Source organism: Bradyrhizobium sp. CCGB01 (assembly GCF_024199795.1).
In the GTDB taxonomy this organism is placed as follows: domain Bacteria; phylum Pseudomonadota; class Alphaproteobacteria; order Rhizobiales; family Xanthobacteraceae; genus Bradyrhizobium.
In genome coordinates this window covers 3,717,553-3,733,155 of sequence record NZ_JANADK010000001.1, presented here as the reverse complement: position 1 = coordinate 3,733,155, position 15,603 = coordinate 3,717,553, and the positions used below count along the sequence as shown (strand labels likewise).

The following is a 15,603-nucleotide window of genomic DNA, read 5'->3' as shown; positions in this document are numbered from 1 at the left end:
GTGGTTTCTGCCTGAAACAAATTGCGCGGGATCGTTGAACAGATGAGGACGGGTGGGCATCCGTTCAAATGAAAACGAATTCAGAAGCTCCGCGACATGACAGACATCATTGGTGCCGGCATCACTGCTTCGCAATCGCTCATTGTGTGGTGAGCTCCCGCGGCCGTGAGCCCGAGACGCAGGCGGCGCGCTTGCGTACCGCATCCTCCGCGGCGAGAATTGCGGCTCGCCTGACCTTGGCAAAGGCACGGATCTCGATCTGCCGAACCCGTTCGCTGGAGACCGAAAGCTCGCAGGCGAGTTGGTCCAGCGTAACCGGGCGTTCCGCCAGCCGCCTCGCCTCCAGGACATGGCGCTCGCGCGCCGTGAGCACGCCCAGCGCAACGCGCAAAGCATTGGTACGGCGCTCCGTCTGCTCATGATCGGCTAGCACCGTCTCGGCGTCGATCGCCTGATCGACCAGCAATGTTTCCCACTCGGTTCCTTGTTCGTCGCCGCCTACGCGCGCGTTCAGCGACATGTCACCGTTCAGACGGGAATCCATCTCGATCACGTCACGCGCTGTGACGTCGAGCCTTTCCGCGATCATCTGGGCGACATCGGGCGTGAGCCCTGCCATCGTACCGCGCGCGGCTTTCCTCATCTCGCCGCGAAGCCTGAAGAACAACTTCTTCTGCGCTGCGGTCGTGCCGATCCTGACCAGGGACCAGGAGCGCAGAATGTATTCGTGAACGGACGCTTTGATCCACCACACCGCATAGGTGGAGAACCTCGCACCGCGGCCGGGCTCGAAGCGTGACGCGGCAATCACGAGGCCGAGATTTGCCTCCGCAATCACATCGGCCAAGGGAAGACCGTATCCCTTGTAGCCGCGCGCCACCTTGGCTGCGAGCCGGAGATGACTGGTAACGAGTGCGTTGACGGCACTGCGGTCCCGCGTCTCCTGCCAGCTGCGTGCAAGCTGCTGCTCCTGAACAGGCTCAAGCAGTTCATAGCGTTTGATGGCTTCGGAATACGCGCTGAGGAATGAGGCCGACGGAACTCCGGCCGCTACAGCCACGGCATTATTCCTCGCAACTTCGTGGCGGATCTGCATCTGTCACTCCCACATACGAAACCGGCGAACGGACTCTAGGAGGCCCCCGAAGGAGGCGGCCACTGAATTGAACGTAACAAACCTGAATTCGCCTTCAGACATCCGGCATCTCCTGGCATCGAGAGCATCGCGCATCATCGGCGTCGTCACATCAGGTCAGCTGTTGCGGGGAACAAGGCTCGGGACCCGCATGGGGCGGCTTTGCTCGCCCTCCCGGTCCACGCGAGGATCTCGATCCGCCCGCCGGGAGCCGGACCGATGATCAACCGAAAGCCGTGCAGCTTGACGATGGCAGCCACGAGGCTCAGTCCCAGCCCTACCCCCGGCGTGTTGCGCATCTTGTCGGAACGATAAAATCGCCGTAGCACCGCTTCGCGCTCCTGCTCGCTGATACCGGGTCCGGTGTCACTCACGCGCACAAGCGCGGTCTCGTCTTCTGACACGAGTTCGAGGCCCACCCGTCCGCCCGACGGCGTGAACTTGACCGCATTATCCACGAGATTGGCGATTGCTTCGAACAACAGGTCCCGATCGCCCCACACCCGCACATGGCGATCGATGACGACGCCGAGCGCGATACCCTTGTCTTCGGCGATGGGCTCATAGACGTCGCACACTTGGCGCAGAATCTCGTCGAGCGCGACGTCGCCAAAGCCGGCGGTGCGACGGTTGTTCTCGATCTCTGTCAGACGCAGCAAGGCGGTGACGATAGCGAGCGACTGATCGATTCCGGCCACCGCCTTGTCGGTGACCTCCTGGAGCTGCTCCAGCGTCGCCGCATGCGTTCGTCCGCGCTCCAACGCCAGGCGCGCACGCGTGAGCGGAGTTCTGAGATCATGGGCGATATCGTTGCCAACGCCGGCAAGCGCGTTGATCATGGTTTCCATCTCGGCGAGCATGCCGTTGACAATCCTGGCCAGTCGCGCGAACGGATCGTCGGCATTGTCCTCCGGAAGCCGCTCGCGCAGCTCCCCGGCCACGATCCGCTGCACCCGCTGGTTCACCTCCTCGACGCGCCTCTGGGCGCGGACACTCAGCCACGCACCGGCCAGTAGACAGAGGCAGAAAGCCGGCAGCAGGCCGAGCGCGAGCGCCTGTCCCACGACACTCGAGATCTCACGCGTCTCATCGACATTCCTGCCCATCACCAAGACATCGCCGCCATCAAGACGCCTGCCCAACGCCCTGACGACCGGATCGTGGGCCGCCAGCTTATCCATCAGGTCGAGCCGCACACCCTCCACCGCACCGTCCAGACCGAGCGCGGGCGGCACACGGTCGATATTTCCGGCAAGCCGGGTGCCGGCGCCATTGAAGAGCCCCGCGTATTGCACGCCTCTGGAGTCCTGGGCGAGATGATCGGAGATCGCGCTGACGCGGCGATCCGGCGGTAGATCGGCGATGAAATTGATCTGGGTGGTGATCATGCGGTCGGACCGCGCGATCAGATAGTCGTCAAGCTTCCAATAGACGAACGCGAACAGCCCGACCACGAACAGCGCAAATGCAGCCGCCACCGCCAGCGCCCAGAGAAACGTGTTCGAACGAATGAACTGAATCCAGTGCATCGATCCGTCACTCGATACCCGTGCAATCCGTGCTCCACGATCCATTGCGTCCTGCGTCTCTATTGGTGTGAACGCAGAATGAAGCCGGAACCGCGAACGTTGTGGATCAGTTGTGGATCGCCGGGACCATCGACCTTGTGACGAAGCCGGCCCATATGCACATCGATCAGATTCGTCGTTGCCGGAACGAATTTGTAGTTCCAGACCTCTTCGAGCAGCATCGCGCGCGTGAGCAACTGATCGCTCCGGCGCATCATGTATTCGAGCAGGCGGAACTCTCGTGGCAACAGATCGATCTCTCGCTCGCCACGTCTCGCCGTGCGCTCAATCAGGTCGACCTCCAGCGGCCCGACATGCAGCGTGGTCTCCCGGCTGTCCATCGGACGGCGCAGCAATGCCTCTATGCGCGCGACGAGTTCGATAATTGCGAACGGTTTGGTCAGATAGTCGTCTCCCCCCATCCGCAATCCGCGTACCCGATCGTCCACCGCGCCGAGCGCACTCAGAACCAGCACCGGCGTCACGACCCGATCCTTGCGCAACGCCTCGATAACGGTCAGTCCGTCCATTCCGGGCAACATGCGATCGACGATCATGGCATCGGGACACGCCGCGCGCGCCTGATCGAGACCGTCGACGCCGTCAGGGGCCCATTGAACCTCGAAGCCGCGATCGGCGAGTTCGGCGACGATCACCTCGGCGGTTTCGGCATCATCCTCGATCAGAAGGATCCGCGTCATCATTCTGGTCCCACGTTCTACGAGGCGTTTCGGCCTTCGGCGGATAGACGCGGGTTCAGCGGTCCGGGGCGTCATGTTCAATGTCCGCCCGCTCTGAACGCGCGGCGCTGCGCCCGCCTGCCATCGGCCACTCGCTGTTGAACGAGATAGGCCTGCGGAGAATGAGGTGCCACTAAATAGCGTTTCAGGAAGCGCGCCGCGCCCGTCGCCAACAAGGCTAGCGCCATGCCGATACGTCTCGCTGTCGTCGTGATCATCTGCCGCCTCCATTCTGAACCCCGCCATCTCGAAGATATGCCCGCGACGGGATCGCTGTTACTCACAACGCAACGGATGTTGCGCATTCGCACGATCGTGCTTGCGACGATGAATCGGCTCACAGGCGGTTGAAATGGGGTGAGCAATTCGTGCGTTTTGACGAAGCCGGATCGACCACATCTTTGATCGCAAGCCGGCTTGGCCGGCCTGATGTCATCAAAGGAGAAGCCGAAATGACCACTCTCAAACTCTTGTCGACGGGATTGATTGCAGCCGCCGTGTTGGGGGGACCTGTCATGGCTCGCGAACACCACGGCGTCGCACGACAGCCGGCAATGGAGGCCGATACGGTCGCATCGAGCGCGCCCTTTTATCAACAGGGAGGCCGCGTCTGCGTTCCCGCGCCTCGCGTCGGCGCTTTCGCGACGGCACCGTGGACTGGCGACAACGTACCTTGCGAGCCCGGCACAGGCAGCTTCTGATCGCGGCGTCCTTTTTGTCGAGCCGAGCGCACCGGTTGGCGGCTTCGTATCGAACGATGGCGGCGGGCTGAGATGTTCGGCCCGCCTTCTTCTATGGACCGCGGTCGCTCGCAGCTCGATTTCCGTCCCGAACCGCGCGTCTGTTTCCTGAAGCCGAATTTAGTGGGCTTGGCCGCGCGCCGTTCCTATCTTTCTGTCATCACAAACCTTGCCATCAGGCCCTTTGGCGACGGCAGGACGCGGAAGCGGACTGAGTTGATGGCCAGGAGATCGACACGAAAGGAATCCCTATGAAACGAGCAATCATGATTTTGGCGACAGCCGCGCTCGCCTCGACCCTCGCTATCGGCGCGGCCGAGGCGCACGGCGGTGGCGGCGGCCACGGTGGGTTTGGCGGTGGTGGCTTTGGCGGCGGACATATGGGCTTCGGCGGCATGGCGCATAATGGAGGCTTTGGCGGCGAACACCTCGGCTTCGGTGGTCATACCGCCGCGGGCGGCATTGGTCTGCGCCAGCATGCTTTTCACCGCTTTGATCGCTATCGGCCCGGATACGGATTCTACGGAGCCTATCCAGATTGCTACGATTGGTACGAGTTGCACCCCGACCGGCCATTGCCGCTAAGCTGCAGCTAATCTGCACGCAGAGCGTACTGCCGCCGCTCCGGACCGCCCGCACGTGACTCCGCCGCCTACTTCGCCTTGATAGGCGACAAGTGGCGCACCGCGGAGTTGCGGCGCCTGCCTGCTCACGACTTGGCCGTGCCTGGCTCGGCCATTTTGTGCTGCTGTCGCCAATGTCTCGTTGAGCGCCCTGGCCACATCATGCGCGCCACGCGACGCAAGGCGCAAGCTCTGGCAAGACAAAGGGAATGACGCCTTCAACAGACTCTAGGAGGGGCGGAAGCCGGGAGGCATCGTTCGCCAGACTTTATCTTTGAGGCAATAAGCGCGGGCGCCCTCGGGAATATCTTCCGCGGCCCCGCCCTCATATTGCTCGTAAAGGAGCGCCGGGAACAGCTTCCCCTTGATGACCTTAATCATATCACCACGCCGAATGTCTGTACCCGCCGTTCCCGTCAAAACAGACATGATCCCTCGCGAAGCGAACGTAGGATGTCAAACACACTCGTCGACCGGACGGGCTTATCTGAGGCTATCTTGAAGCGGAACAGGCTTCCAATACCCGAAAGGGCTACTCCCTGATCGGGCTGCATTTGCGGCCTGAGACGGAAACGTCTTCGAGGATCCGGAACACTTATTTGAGAGACAGCCCCGATCCTGGATCGCTTGAAGGCAGCAGCGGCCCCGCCAACGCGCTTACAATATAGCGAGGCCGCCTGCCCTACGGACTTCGGTGCTCAGCCTGAGCCCGAAGGCCACCAGATTCTACGCCAAGCGGCTGAGAACGAGGATTGGGCGAAAGAGGCACCCAGTTCGGAGCATGCCAGTCTGTCGGGCCGACATCCCCAATTCGGACAGCACCTCCTCCGAAGCGAAAGCCCAGCGGCGGTGGCGCCACCGGACCGACTATTCGACGGTCACGGACTTGGCGAGATTACGCGGCTGGTCTACGTCGGTCCCCAGAATCGCGGCACTGTGATAGGCTAGGAGCTGTAGCGGCACTGCAAGGACCAGCGGCGCCACGATCTCGGGCATATCCGGCAAGCCCAGCACCGAGCAACCACTGGATGCAGCGATTGAAGCCCCCCTCTGGTCAGTCACGAGGATAATGCGGCCCCCACGGGCGATCACCTCCTGCATGTTCGACATAGTCTTTTCGAACATCGCATCATACGGCGCTACCACGATGACCGGCAGGCCCTTGTCGATCAGCGCGATCGGTCCATGTTTGAGCTCGCCGGCAGCATAGCCCTCTGCGTGAATATAGGTGACCTCCTTGAGCTTGAGTGCTCCCTCCAGTGCCAGCGGATAATTGGTGCCCCGCCCGATGAAAAGAGCGTCGCGGGCCCTGGAGATCTCGCGCGCGAGCTCGTAAACTTTCGGCTCCAGTTCGAGCGCGCGGGCCAAATAGTTTGGAATTTCGGCAACGGCTCGGACGAGTGAGTGCTCTTCTTCGGCGGAGAGCACGCCGCGGCTGCGGCCGGCCGCGATCGCAATGCAGATCAAGGTCGCCAGCTGGCAGGTGAACGCCTTTGTGGATGCCACCCCGATTTCCGGGCCGGCCAACGTGGGCAATACGATGTGGCTGGCACGGGCCATCGTCGAGGTTGGCACGTTGACGACGGAGAGAACTCGTTGGCCGCTGGACTTGGCAAATTCCAACGAAGCGAGCGTGTCGGCCGTTTCACCAGACTGGGACACGAAGATCGCCAGATTCCCTGCGCCAAACGGAACGTCGCGATAGCGGAACTCCGATGCAATATCGATTTCGACCGGGAGCTTGGCGTAGCGCTCAAACCAGTATCTCGCAATCAGTCCGGCATAGAAGGCGGTGCCGCAAGCTACAATCGAGATGCGATCGACTGTCCGGAAGTCGACATCCACGCCTCGCGGCAGCCTGACTGTCCCGTTGCGCCCGATGTATTGCGCAAGCGTCTGCCCGACCACCTTCGGCTGTTCGTGAATCTCCTTAGCCATGAAGTGGCGATGCTCGCCCTTGTGAACAGCTACAGCCGCACCAGTGATCCTGGCCGACGCACGGCGCAGACGCTCGCCGTTCACGTCGAGAAATTCGATTTTCTCCCGCGTAACGACGGCGAGATCGCCGTCCTCAAGGTAAGCGACAATATCCGTCAGAGGTGCGAGCGCTATCGCGTCCGAACCCAGGAACATTTCGCCGCGCCCGTAGCCGACGGCGAGCGGCGAGCCCTTTCGGGCACCGATCAGGAGATCGTCGTGCCCTTCGAACAGGAAGGCGAGCGCGAACGTTCCGTTCAAGCGCGGGAGCACCTGGCGCACCGCTGCGACCGGCGCGTATCCGTTCTTCAGCTCGCGGCTAACGAGATGCGCAACCACTTCGGAGTCGGTTTCGGTCGTAATGTGCGCACCCGCCGTTTTGAGCTCATTACGCAATTCCCGATGGTTTTCGATAATTCCATTGTGCACAATCGCCACACCGTCAACCATGTGAGGATGCGCATTCGTCTCATCGGGACGGCCGTGCGTCGCCCAGCGCGTGTGACCAATTCCAATCCGCCCTGAAAGCGGCTCCAAATCGAGCCGCCTCTTGAGATTTGCGAGCTTTCCGACCGCACGGCGCCGTGTCAACGAGCCGTCCTCGAGAGTCGCAATACCCGCGGAATCGTATCCGCGATATTCAAGCCGCTTCAGCGCGTCTAAAAGAAGGGCAGAGGCTGGGCCCTGGCCGACGACACCAACAATTCCGCACATGGTCTGTCTCCGAGCAACTATCAACGCCCCCACGAAGCGCAACGGCAATCGTGGGCAACCTCCTCAATGCGACGGCAGCGGCCGCCGGCGCGCTTGTCGAATATGGTCGACAACGCCGGCAGGACAGTATCGTGGGACGCGAATTCTAGCACACACAGCCACCAATTGTGTGATGATGACGGAGTAGACCTCATGCTCATATTCAAGCCCTGCACTTGAACCCTACACCTGCACAAGCATGACCAATCGAGCCGGTAGATGACGCCCCATCAACACCTCTCGACGCGCCGACCATTCGAGGCACCAAGCAATCGCTCGGCCTGCCGCGGCTCGTTCGAGAGCTCGGCGGCTATGCGATTCAGCTGGTGAAGCGCTGGGAGTTGCGTTAACCGGTGCAGATTGAACGCGAGATGCTCCTTGCGAAACATCGAGAACAACGTGACTCCCGCCGAGTTCGTTGCCAGCGCATAATCCACGACAAACGCGGCAGCGATCTCGGTGAGGTCGCCCCGGTATCCCATCTCGTAGAGGCCGCTCAGTACTTCTTTCTCCGATCCCAGCCTTGCGGCAAGCGGATCGAGGCTCGAAAATGAGCCATACGTGACAAACGTCCTGCGCCGCGCAGACCCCTTTGATCTCTGAAGATTCGGCTCGAGCGGATTGTTGGCGATCTGAATCAGCTGGTACGGCAACGATTCATGGAGGTCATCAACTCCCACTTCGTTATTGCCCGCGATCGAAATTGCGCGGGCCTTACCGTCCTGGACCACGCGCTCGACCGCCCGAATAACGTCTTCGCGAACGACCTCTTCGCGGGTGGGACGGTGGAGAGCAAGCACATCTACGTAGTCAGTACGAAGACGTCTCAAACTGTCCTCTATGCTCGTCGTGATCAGCTCGGCCGATAATGGGACTTTGAAGGGCTTTGGCTTCATTGCAGAGAGGCGCGGGCGAATTCCAGGAAACACCGCAAGAGAGGCCCGCGCAATCGGCTTCAGGAATCGCATGGCGGCGGAGGTCTCACGTGGGCGCATCCCGACCTTTGTGCAGATATAGACACTGCCGCGCTTCTTGGACGCGAATTGGCCCAAAATCGATTCGGCCATCCCATCTCCATAAGAAGGCGCCACGTCGTACCAGGTTATTCCGGCGTCGTATGCACGCTCGAGCCCCTCGATCCCCCTGCGAGCTCCAACGCGTCCCCCGAGCGACGCGCAGCCGAATCCGATGCCCGATACACTCGCGCCAAGAGCATCGACACAGACCATCTTCATCGCGCACACCCTTGACCGCGCCGTTTGCGCTTGAGCCACCTATGTCGATAGTTCGACAGCCTGCTGTTCCAAGTCTACGGCCAGGTTCGACACGCCCGCCGCCGCACAACTCTGCAGGTTTGCTCGGCTTCATCTTCATGCAAATGGATGATGATAGGGTTCGTTTGGACACTATACGTTGCGCCCCCGGAATTTGAGGCAGTCGCGTGTATGCGCGGGGTAACCCGTTCGAGTGGCTGTTTGCAGCTCGACAGCGCCATCGTCGGGTGCGCTCATTTGCGCAATAGAGAAGCGACGGGGTTGAGAGTTAACTTGCGCGATCGATGGCTGCTTCTCCCCGTTCCACACTCTACCTGACCTGGACAGCGAATGTCATCGCGCTCAGAACAAGTTGCCGACGACGTTTTGCTGACCGGAGCGGCCGGCTTTATCGGCTTTCATGTTGCAGGTCGACTGCTCGATGAGGGGCGCCGGGTCGTCGGATTGGACAACATCAACAGCTACTACGATCCCGCCCTGAAGCGTGCTCGCCTCGATATCCTGCGCCGCGATCCGCGCTTCTCCTTCGTGCAGATCGATCTTGGAGATCGATCGGCCATGGCCGAGTTGTTCGCAAAGCACCGTTTTGCGAGAGTCATCCATCTTGCCGCCCAGGCCGGCGTTCGGTATTCGATCGATCAGCCGCACGCCTATGCCGACGCCAATCTGGCGGGATTCCTGAACGTCCTGGAAGGCTGCAGGCACAATGCCTGTGGTCATTTGATCTACGCATCATCATCGTCCGTCTATGGCGCCAATACCGAATTGCCATTTTCGACCCGGCATAAAGCCGACCACCCCGTCAGCTTCTATGCCGCGACGAAGAAGGCCAATGAGCTGATGGCCCAGTCCTACAGTCACCTGTACCGACTCCCGATCACCGGCTTACGGTTCTTTACGATCTACGGCCCATGGGGCCGGCCCGACATGGCGATCTTCCTGTTCGCCGATGCGATCGTCAAAGGCAGGCCGATCAAGCTTTTCAACCATGGCAGGATGCGACGCGACTTCACCTACGTCGACGACGTCACTCGCGTCATCTCCCGCCTGATCGAGCGTGTTCCGGAGGACAACGCCGACGCCGCGGGCGCACCGGCCAAGCTCTATAACGTAGGCAATAATCGCCCAGAAGCGCTGATGCACGTCGTCGACTTGATCGAGAAGGAGCTCGGGCGAACCACGGCGAAGGAGATGCTGCCGATGCAGCCTGGAGATGTTCCAGAAACGTTTGCCGACGTTGGCGATCTCATGCGCGATACCGGCTTTTCGCCCTCCACATCGATCGAAACCGGCATAAGCAATTTCGTCCGCTGGTATCGCGCCTATTATGAAATTTGACCGTTGGGAGATGATCTCAAACGCTGCACCGCACGCAGCTTCCTCACCCCAACGAATCGGAGTGTCGGGCTGCGCCTTCCGCGCGGCGGTCTGCGATTGACGACAAGGCGGGGCTTGCGAAAAGAGCGCGGCCCCGGCGGGGGGCTTGGGATTCGCAGGCCGGGGCCGCTACGCTGCGCCGAAGTGGGCTCCGTCGACGCAGCATGATCGTAGTCCTCGATAAGCAACTGTTCATTCTGAATTCGTGATCATGCAGATCAACGTCGAGGTACCCATCAATGATGATGAGCCCTCCTAGAATAGCGGCTTGCTATGCGCCCCTCTGCGGTGCGAGTCTCGATCGTGATGCGGGGACTCGCTGCAGTCATCGGAATGTTCGCGTTGTCCGGAGACGCCAATGCCGCGGTATTTCTTTCATATCCACGATGGCCATTCAGTGCTCGATGATGTCGGGTTGGATCTCCCTGACATTTTCGCCGCACGGACGGCGGCGGTTGAACTGAGCGGCGAGATCCTCAAGCAAGACGTGATGGATCCATTCACGCCCCACATTTCCTGGCAAGTAGAAGTCAGCGACAGCCCCGAACTTGGCGGCCGGTCCCTATTCATTCTTCAATTCTCCCTGGCAGGATAAGTGAAGGTAAGCGCCCGTTGCCGGCATCTGTGAACCTGATGCGGTAAATGGTTGCTCAGCTGCGATTCGTAAACATCTCGCACTGCAACCAGCGCGAGAAAATGTTTTAGCGTTCTCCGGCTACCGGATCGGGTCCAGCACGGCTTGATTTGTCCGGGGTTGAATTGGCGCGATCATCCTGCGAGATGGCAAGGGCAGCAAGCGCTGTGCGATTGCCGACTTCCAGCTTCTGGAAAATGTGGTGGAGATGCACCTTGATGGTGCCGTCTGCGACATTGAGCCGACGGCCAATTTCCTTGTTGGAAAGACCACGGGAGACGAGGCGCATGATCTGGCGCTCGCGCTCGGTGAGCACCGCGAGCGCACTTTCCGGATTCGCACTCTGCTCGCCAGGCGGGGCATGATCCGTAAGCGCTGAAGGGACAACGGTTCGACCGTTGTTAATCTCCCGCAAGCATTTCACCAGGGCTTGCCCCGTCATCTCCTTCAGAAGGACACTGTGCCCCGCAGGGCCGCCCGGAAGACCAAGATCGCAATCCTCGCTGGTCGCGAACAACACCAGGTGCGTCGACCGACCTTCCGAACGGCTGAGGGAGTTGTTCATCAGCACCGGCAGCTCCGGCATCGCTGCATCCACGATTGCAATGTCGGGCGCGAGAGCCACTATTGCCTCGATGCAGCTCGCAGCGTCGCCACAGGATGCAACGATCTCAAAATCGGGTTCTGAACCGAGTAGATTTGCGAGGCCGTGCAGAACTACCGGATGTCGGTCCGCAATCACTACAGTCGCGCGACGCATCGAGCCTCCTTACCTGCGTCCCCCGATTCCTGTGATTGAAGCTAGAGGCCCCCGCCCTGGCCGCTTCAACGTTGATTGACAATCACACGTTTACCAATGCCCAAAAGTGTCATTTGGCGACGCGAGACCTATGAGGCAAATAACCGCATGGATCCCACAGGTAGTAATATACGACAAATTTTACCGGATCGAGAGGCCGTATGAATCCGGTGATCAAGACCCGTAACGCCAGCGAGCAACCTGAGCCACTTCGACGGGATCGGGATGGAGTCCAGCGCGCGCGAACGGCTCATCATCCCACCACGCACATTATATTACGACCAACATTCGCCGGTTGAATAGGCTTTTTCACTCGCTTTCAGGTCATGCTCCGGCACGGGCAGAGGGGCCTCATCCGCCAACCTCCGGGCCGGGTGGCCTATAACGAAAGGTATATAGGCAAAGTCGAAAATTCGAATCTAACCTTTAGAAAACGTTTACGAAACGACGCCCCATTTCGGCATAGCGAAAATGCGGGGCAGCATGAAACCTTGTTCTTTTTCCTACCTATAGCTGTTTATTCCAGTTGTGTCTTGCGTTGGTTGTGGAGGGTATTATGAGGAGGCGGCAATCAAGTAAGGTCGTTTTGATAGGGCGAAACATTCTAATACGAGAGGGAATTTCACGAATACTGCATGCTGCAGACTTCCATATCGCGATATCAGCCTCGAGCACCGACGAGCTACCCAGCACGCTCCAGGCACAGCTACTGTTTGTAATTGTCAACAATACTGACGAATTCGATTTAGCCATCAAGCATATCGGATTTGTGCGGGAGCACTATCCAGACGCGCGCGTCGCGATCGTGTCGGACCATTACCGGCCGCATGAACTGATCTCGGCCTATAAGGCCGGAGCCAACGGCTATTTCGTCGACGTCAATTCTTGCGATGCGTTCATCAAATCCATAGAGCTCGTGACGATGGGCGAGACGGTGTTTCCACCTGCATTTCTGTCATACGTGCTCGATGGCGGCCCCGATCGCGAGACTCAGCTGCAGCCAACGAGCGAGGAGCGATCGAGCCTCATCGTTGCGGATGACGAACGGATCGCACCCCATCTGTCGCCGCGCGAGCGAGCGATTCTCTCCTTCCTGATCGAAGGCAATTCCAACAAGTGCATCGCACGAAAGATCGATATTGCCGAGGCCACGGTTAAAGTTCACGTGAAAGCTATTCTGCGCAAGATACGGGTCCAGAACAGGACACAGGCCGCGATTTGGGGAATGAGCAACGGATCACTGGTACGGCCCTCCAATGGGCACGCGCTAGCGCTGTCAATCGATCACGAGATCGCTCCCAGCCTGGCGCCACGCGTGCGCGGACGTAACGAAGCCGACGTCCCCGAGTTGGACTAGCCAGCTGGTCGGTTCTGACGCGCATCGCACCGTCGCGAAGCGCTGGTGGCGCGTGCATTCGCCGCGCAGCGAATCAATCCCGCTGGAACGATCTGCCGAAGGATCGGAGCTTGCGGGCGTTTCGCGTGTCGTCTCCTGCATTCGGATGATGCGCGTTGGGATCCGACAGGCAAAAAGCATCGTCGTGACAAGATCCCTGGCCGCCGCAAGAGCCTGGTGACGGGTGGGACTCGGGCCTCATGTTGGCCGATTGCCCACTTGCTTGATCCAAGCCCTTGCTTGCTATGGAGCACGATACGATGTCTCCGTCCCTCTGTACTCGAATTGGCTTGGCCGGTGTTGCGGTGGTCGTGCTTACGTTGGCAGGCATCGCCGCGGCACAGACGCTCGCCAAAACCAAGCTCACTACAGCCAGCAGCCTGAACTTGCCCGACTATCTCGTTCCGGTCATCGACCCGGACACCGGCGCCACTATCGTCCGGATAACGACCCCGGGGCCCCTGGGCGCTGGCATGGCTTGCCAACGAGCTTATTGTACCCACCGATATTCGAGTGCCCAGGCGTGGAACGCGGACCAGACTCTGCTCTTGATCGCCAACGGTTGTAACGGGCTCTGCTTTCTCGACGGACAGACATACGTTCCATTGTTCCGTCGGCAACGCGAGGATGAGTGCGAATGGCACCCGCGCGATCCCGAGCGAATGATCTGCGTGATCGGGCGCAAGATCTCGCTCTGGACGCCGCGAACCAATGCCGAAGAGATCATGTTGATGGCCGAAGGCTATCGGGGGCTTCAGTTCGGACCAGGAAAGGGTAATCCCTCTCAGGACGGCCGGCGCGTCGCCGTGCGCGGCACACGTGCAGACGGCATGGTCGTCGCATTCGCGTTCGATCTCGTGAGCCGACAGAAGTTTCCGGATATCGAAGTCGGGAAACTGCCCGGACGAGACGGCGTTTGTGAGATATCGTCCCTCGGCAACTACATCAGATGCAGCCGATGGGTCGACGGAAAGGATGAGGCATTCATCTTTACGGTCGCAGGCGATCTGGTACAGAGCTGGACCGAACATCATCGGCCGAGCCACGGCGACATGGCCGTGGACGCGGATGGACGCGAGGTATACGTCGGAATCAGCAAGTCCGATCCCGACATATACCAGGTAATCAAGCGCCGGCTGGATGACGGTATGGTTACCGCCCTTGCTCCGCGTGGAGAGGCCTCACATGCGTCCACGCGCGCGATCCACTGGCCCGGCTGGGTGATTCTCAGCTATGGCGGCGATCCGTCCGAGATCGCCCAGCTGCCAAAGTTTGCGCCCTTCGCCCGGGAAGTCATTGCTCTGCGAATTGACGGCAGTGGCGAATTTCGACGCATTGCGTACACACGCAACGTACCGCACAATTACTGGAGCGAGACTCACGGTTCGCCGTCGCCCGACGGGTCGCAAGTGATTTGGTCAAGCAATTGGGGGGTACCGGGCGGCCCCGTGTTCGACTTTGTAACACGGCTCAATGGCCCTGGTCAGACCAGCGCTCTGTCCCGATAAATGATCAGCGGCGGCCGGTCAGGCGTGACCCAGGCGAATCGATGAGCCGGCTGCCGATGCACGCGTTCGCGCCCGGATGGCTATGTTGGCGGCCTTGATAACCGAGGGGCGCAGGATCTGGAGCGCGTCCCGGATCGTTGCCCCCCAGGACTGGTGGCGAAATCTTCCACGCAATCTTGCAACCCGCAATGCACGTACGACCGCTTCGGGATCTGGAAGCCCTTGCTTGTCCTCGACAAGGCTCCAGGTCAGATATTTGAGATCAAGGGTCTCCTGATCGATCTGAGGGAACGATTTGGAAGCCGTAATGCTCTCGTGATCCGTCATGTCATAAAAGATCAAGCCGTCGTCGATCGCCACCATGTCGCCATGACAGGCGAGGTCGATGAAGAAAAGCTGGTCGACCCCCCACTTGATCGACTTGTAGTTTCGCATCAGACAACCCGCCTGGATGACCTCGCTGTTGATCAGCAGGGTCGACGGAACGATCCCGAGCACTCGGGTCTTACCGACCAGGTAGAGATCAGTCAGGCATTGCTGGCTCGAATACACCGTGACCTGCCCTCCCCGACGGTATTTTATGCCGTCGTCCTGGACGAGATGAGACGTAGAGGTCATGAACGCTGCGGTGGGATACGTCCTCGCCATTTCCGCAAAAGTGTCGAGCGATCCTGGCACGAGCCAGTCGTCGTCATGCAACACTTTGATCCAATGGCCGCGACATGCGAGCATCGCGTTGTTCGTATTCTCAACCTGGCCCTGTCCTCGGTGGTTCTCGACAACCCGAATACGCGAGTCGCTCCGAGCATATTCGGACAGCATGCTCCAGGTGACGCCTTCTGGACCTTCGTCGTCGCTGATCACCATTTCCCAGTCGGAGTAGTTCTGCTGCAGCACGCTTTCAATCGTACGGCGCATCAGATCCGGTCGACGGAACGTTGGCGTGGCCACGGAAATCAGGGGGCGGACATCTGGATCTCGGATGCTATCCGACCCTTCGAGCTGCAACCGGTTCATCGCTTTTCCCTCAGGCTCAGTTCATTGGAGCCGCCGGCTCAGACGAACCCGCGATCGGCTCC

Annotated in this window: 15 protein-coding genes; 5 read left to right on the top strand and 10 right to left on the bottom strand. The window is 60.0% G+C overall.

What is annotated here, in order from left to right; translation table 11 throughout:
- Positions 1-139 precede the first annotated feature (139 nt).
- The 4 genes from rpoH to NLM25_RS16895 form a co-directional block, all read right to left on the bottom strand.
- On the bottom strand, positions 140-1,096 hold the full coding sequence (gene rpoH / locus NLM25_RS16910; RefSeq protein WP_254137710.1) for an RNA polymerase sigma factor RpoH: 957 nt from the start codon (positions 1,094-1,096) through the stop codon (positions 140-142).
- Between the two features lie 146 nt (positions 1,097-1,242).
- On the bottom strand, positions 1,243-2,664 hold the full coding sequence (locus NLM25_RS16905; protein WP_254137709.1) for a HAMP domain-containing histidine kinase: 1,422 nt from the start codon (positions 2,662-2,664) through the stop codon (positions 1,243-1,245).
- Between the two features lie 59 nt (positions 2,665-2,723).
- Complete coding sequence (locus NLM25_RS16900) at positions 2,724-3,404, bottom strand: response regulator transcription factor (RefSeq protein ID WP_254141199.1); 681 nt, start codon at positions 3,402-3,404, stop codon at positions 2,724-2,726.
- A 77-nt stretch (positions 3,405-3,481) separates the two neighbouring features.
- Positions 3,482-3,661, bottom strand: a complete 180-nt coding sequence (locus tag NLM25_RS16895) for a hypothetical protein (protein WP_254137708.1) — start codon at positions 3,659-3,661, stop codon at positions 3,482-3,484.
- 150 nt (positions 3,662-3,811) lie between these two features.
- Between NLM25_RS16895 and NLM25_RS16890 the strand changes: the two genes are divergently transcribed.
- Positions 3,812-4,144 carry a hypothetical protein gene (locus NLM25_RS16890; RefSeq protein ID WP_375167829.1) on the top strand — a complete coding sequence of 111 codons (333 nt, stop codon included), beginning with the start codon at positions 3,812-3,814 and terminating at the stop codon, positions 4,142-4,144.
- 185 nt (positions 4,145-4,329) lie between these two features.
- On the opposite strand, the gene NLM25_RS44440 is transcribed toward NLM25_RS16890, so the two are convergent.
- From NLM25_RS44440 to NLM25_RS16870, 4 genes are all read right to left on the bottom strand, one after another.
- Positions 4,330-4,662, bottom strand: a complete 333-nt coding sequence (locus tag NLM25_RS44440; protein ID WP_375167828.1) for a hypothetical protein — start codon at positions 4,660-4,662, stop codon at positions 4,330-4,332.
- Positions 4,663-5,034: 372 nt separating this feature from the next.
- A complete protein-coding gene (locus NLM25_RS16880) occupies positions 5,035-5,235 on the bottom strand; it encodes a hypothetical protein (RefSeq protein WP_254137706.1) in 201 nt (66 codons plus the stop codon).
- A 438-nt stretch (positions 5,236-5,673) separates the two neighbouring features.
- On the bottom strand, positions 5,674-7,497 hold the full coding sequence (gene glmS, locus NLM25_RS16875) for a glutamine--fructose-6-phosphate transaminase (isomerizing) (protein WP_254137705.1): 1,824 nt from the start codon (positions 7,495-7,497) through the stop codon (positions 5,674-5,676).
- A gap of 269 nt (positions 7,498-7,766) precedes the next feature.
- Positions 7,767-8,765: an aldo/keto reductase gene (locus NLM25_RS16870; protein ID WP_254141198.1), complete on the bottom strand. Its 999-nt coding sequence runs from the start codon at positions 8,763-8,765 to the stop codon at positions 7,767-7,769.
- A 375-nt stretch (positions 8,766-9,140) separates the two neighbouring features.
- On the opposite strand from NLM25_RS16870, the gene NLM25_RS16865 reads away from it, so the two are divergent.
- Together NLM25_RS16865 and NLM25_RS16860 are read left to right on the top strand one after the other, a co-directional pair.
- Positions 9,141-10,148 carry an NAD-dependent epimerase gene (locus NLM25_RS16865; RefSeq protein WP_254137704.1) on the top strand — a complete coding sequence of 336 codons (1,008 nt, stop codon included), beginning with the start codon at positions 9,141-9,143 and terminating at the stop codon, positions 10,146-10,148.
- A 397-nt stretch (positions 10,149-10,545) separates the two neighbouring features.
- The gene (locus NLM25_RS16860; RefSeq protein ID WP_254118033.1) at positions 10,546-10,782 is read left to right on the top strand and encodes a DUF6894 family protein; all 237 of its coding nucleotides are present in this window, start codon (positions 10,546-10,548) and stop codon (positions 10,780-10,782) included.
- Between the two features lie 106 nt (positions 10,783-10,888).
- Here the strand turns inward: NLM25_RS16860 and NLM25_RS16855 are convergent, their stop codons facing one another.
- Positions 10,889-11,581, bottom strand: coding sequence for a response regulator transcription factor (locus tag NLM25_RS16855; RefSeq protein WP_254137703.1), 693 nt, complete (start codon positions 11,579-11,581; stop codon positions 10,889-10,891).
- 595 nt (positions 11,582-12,176) lie between these two features.
- Between NLM25_RS16855 and NLM25_RS16850 the strand changes: the two genes are divergently transcribed.
- Together NLM25_RS16850 and NLM25_RS16845 are read left to right on the top strand one after the other, a co-directional pair.
- Positions 12,177-12,977, top strand: a complete 801-nt coding sequence (locus tag NLM25_RS16850; protein ID WP_254118031.1) for a response regulator transcription factor — start codon at positions 12,177-12,179, stop codon at positions 12,975-12,977.
- Positions 12,978-13,276: 299 nt separating this feature from the next.
- Positions 13,277-14,524, top strand: a complete 1,248-nt coding sequence (locus tag NLM25_RS16845) for a hypothetical protein (RefSeq protein ID WP_254137702.1) — start codon at positions 13,277-13,279, stop codon at positions 14,522-14,524.
- A gap of 18 nt (positions 14,525-14,542) precedes the next feature.
- Here the strand turns inward: NLM25_RS16845 and NLM25_RS16840 are convergent, their stop codons facing one another.
- Positions 14,543-15,541, bottom strand: coding sequence for a glycosyltransferase (locus NLM25_RS16840; RefSeq protein WP_254118029.1), 999 nt, complete (start codon positions 15,539-15,541; stop codon positions 14,543-14,545).
- Positions 15,542-15,603 lie beyond the last annotated feature (62 nt).

What these genes read in the sequence shown, in the direction of transcription:
- rpoH (WP_254137710.1), bottom strand. Translation starts at nt 1,096, where the DNA reads ATGCAGATCCGCCACGAAGTTGCGAGGAATAATGCCGTGGCTGTAGCG.
- NLM25_RS16905 (WP_254137709.1), bottom strand. Translation starts at nt 2,664, where the DNA reads ATGCACTGGATTCAGTTCATTCGTTCGAACACGTTTCTCTGGGCGCTG.
- NLM25_RS16900 (WP_254141199.1), bottom strand. Translation starts at nt 3,404, where the DNA reads ATGACGCGGATCCTTCTGATCGAGGATGATGCCGAAACCGCCGAGGTG.
- NLM25_RS16895 (WP_254137708.1), bottom strand. Translation starts at nt 3,661, where the DNA reads ATGATCACGACGACAGCGAGACGTATCGGCATGGCGCTAGCCTTGTTG.
- NLM25_RS44440 (WP_375167828.1), bottom strand. Translation starts at nt 4,662, where the DNA reads ATGCTGGCGCAGACCAATGCCGCCCGCGGCGGTATGACCACCGAAGCC.
- NLM25_RS16880 (WP_254137706.1), bottom strand. Translation starts at nt 5,235, where the DNA reads ATGTCTGTTTTGACGGGAACGGCGGGTACAGACATTCGGCGTGGTGAT.
- glmS (WP_254137705.1), bottom strand. Translation starts at nt 7,497, where the DNA reads ATGTGCGGAATTGTTGGTGTCGTCGGCCAGGGCCCAGCCTCTGCCCTT.
- NLM25_RS16870 (WP_254141198.1), bottom strand. Translation starts at nt 8,765, where the DNA reads ATGGTCTGTGTCGATGCTCTTGGCGCGAGTGTATCGGGCATCGGATTC.
- NLM25_RS16865 (WP_254137704.1), top strand. Translation starts at nt 9,141, where the DNA reads ATGTCATCGCGCTCAGAACAAGTTGCCGACGACGTTTTGCTGACCGGA.
- NLM25_RS16860 (WP_254118033.1), top strand. Translation starts at nt 10,546, where the DNA reads ATGCCGCGGTATTTCTTTCATATCCACGATGGCCATTCAGTGCTCGAT.
- NLM25_RS16855 (WP_254137703.1), bottom strand. Translation starts at nt 11,581, where the DNA reads ATGCGTCGCGCGACTGTAGTGATTGCGGACCGACATCCGGTAGTTCTG.
- NLM25_RS16850 (WP_254118031.1), top strand. Translation starts at nt 12,177, where the DNA reads ATGAGGAGGCGGCAATCAAGTAAGGTCGTTTTGATAGGGCGAAACATT.
- NLM25_RS16845 (WP_254137702.1), top strand. Translation starts at nt 13,277, where the DNA reads ATGTCTCCGTCCCTCTGTACTCGAATTGGCTTGGCCGGTGTTGCGGTG.
- NLM25_RS16840 (WP_254118029.1), bottom strand. Translation starts at nt 15,541, where the DNA reads ATGAACCGGTTGCAGCTCGAAGGGTCGGATAGCATCCGAGATCCAGAT.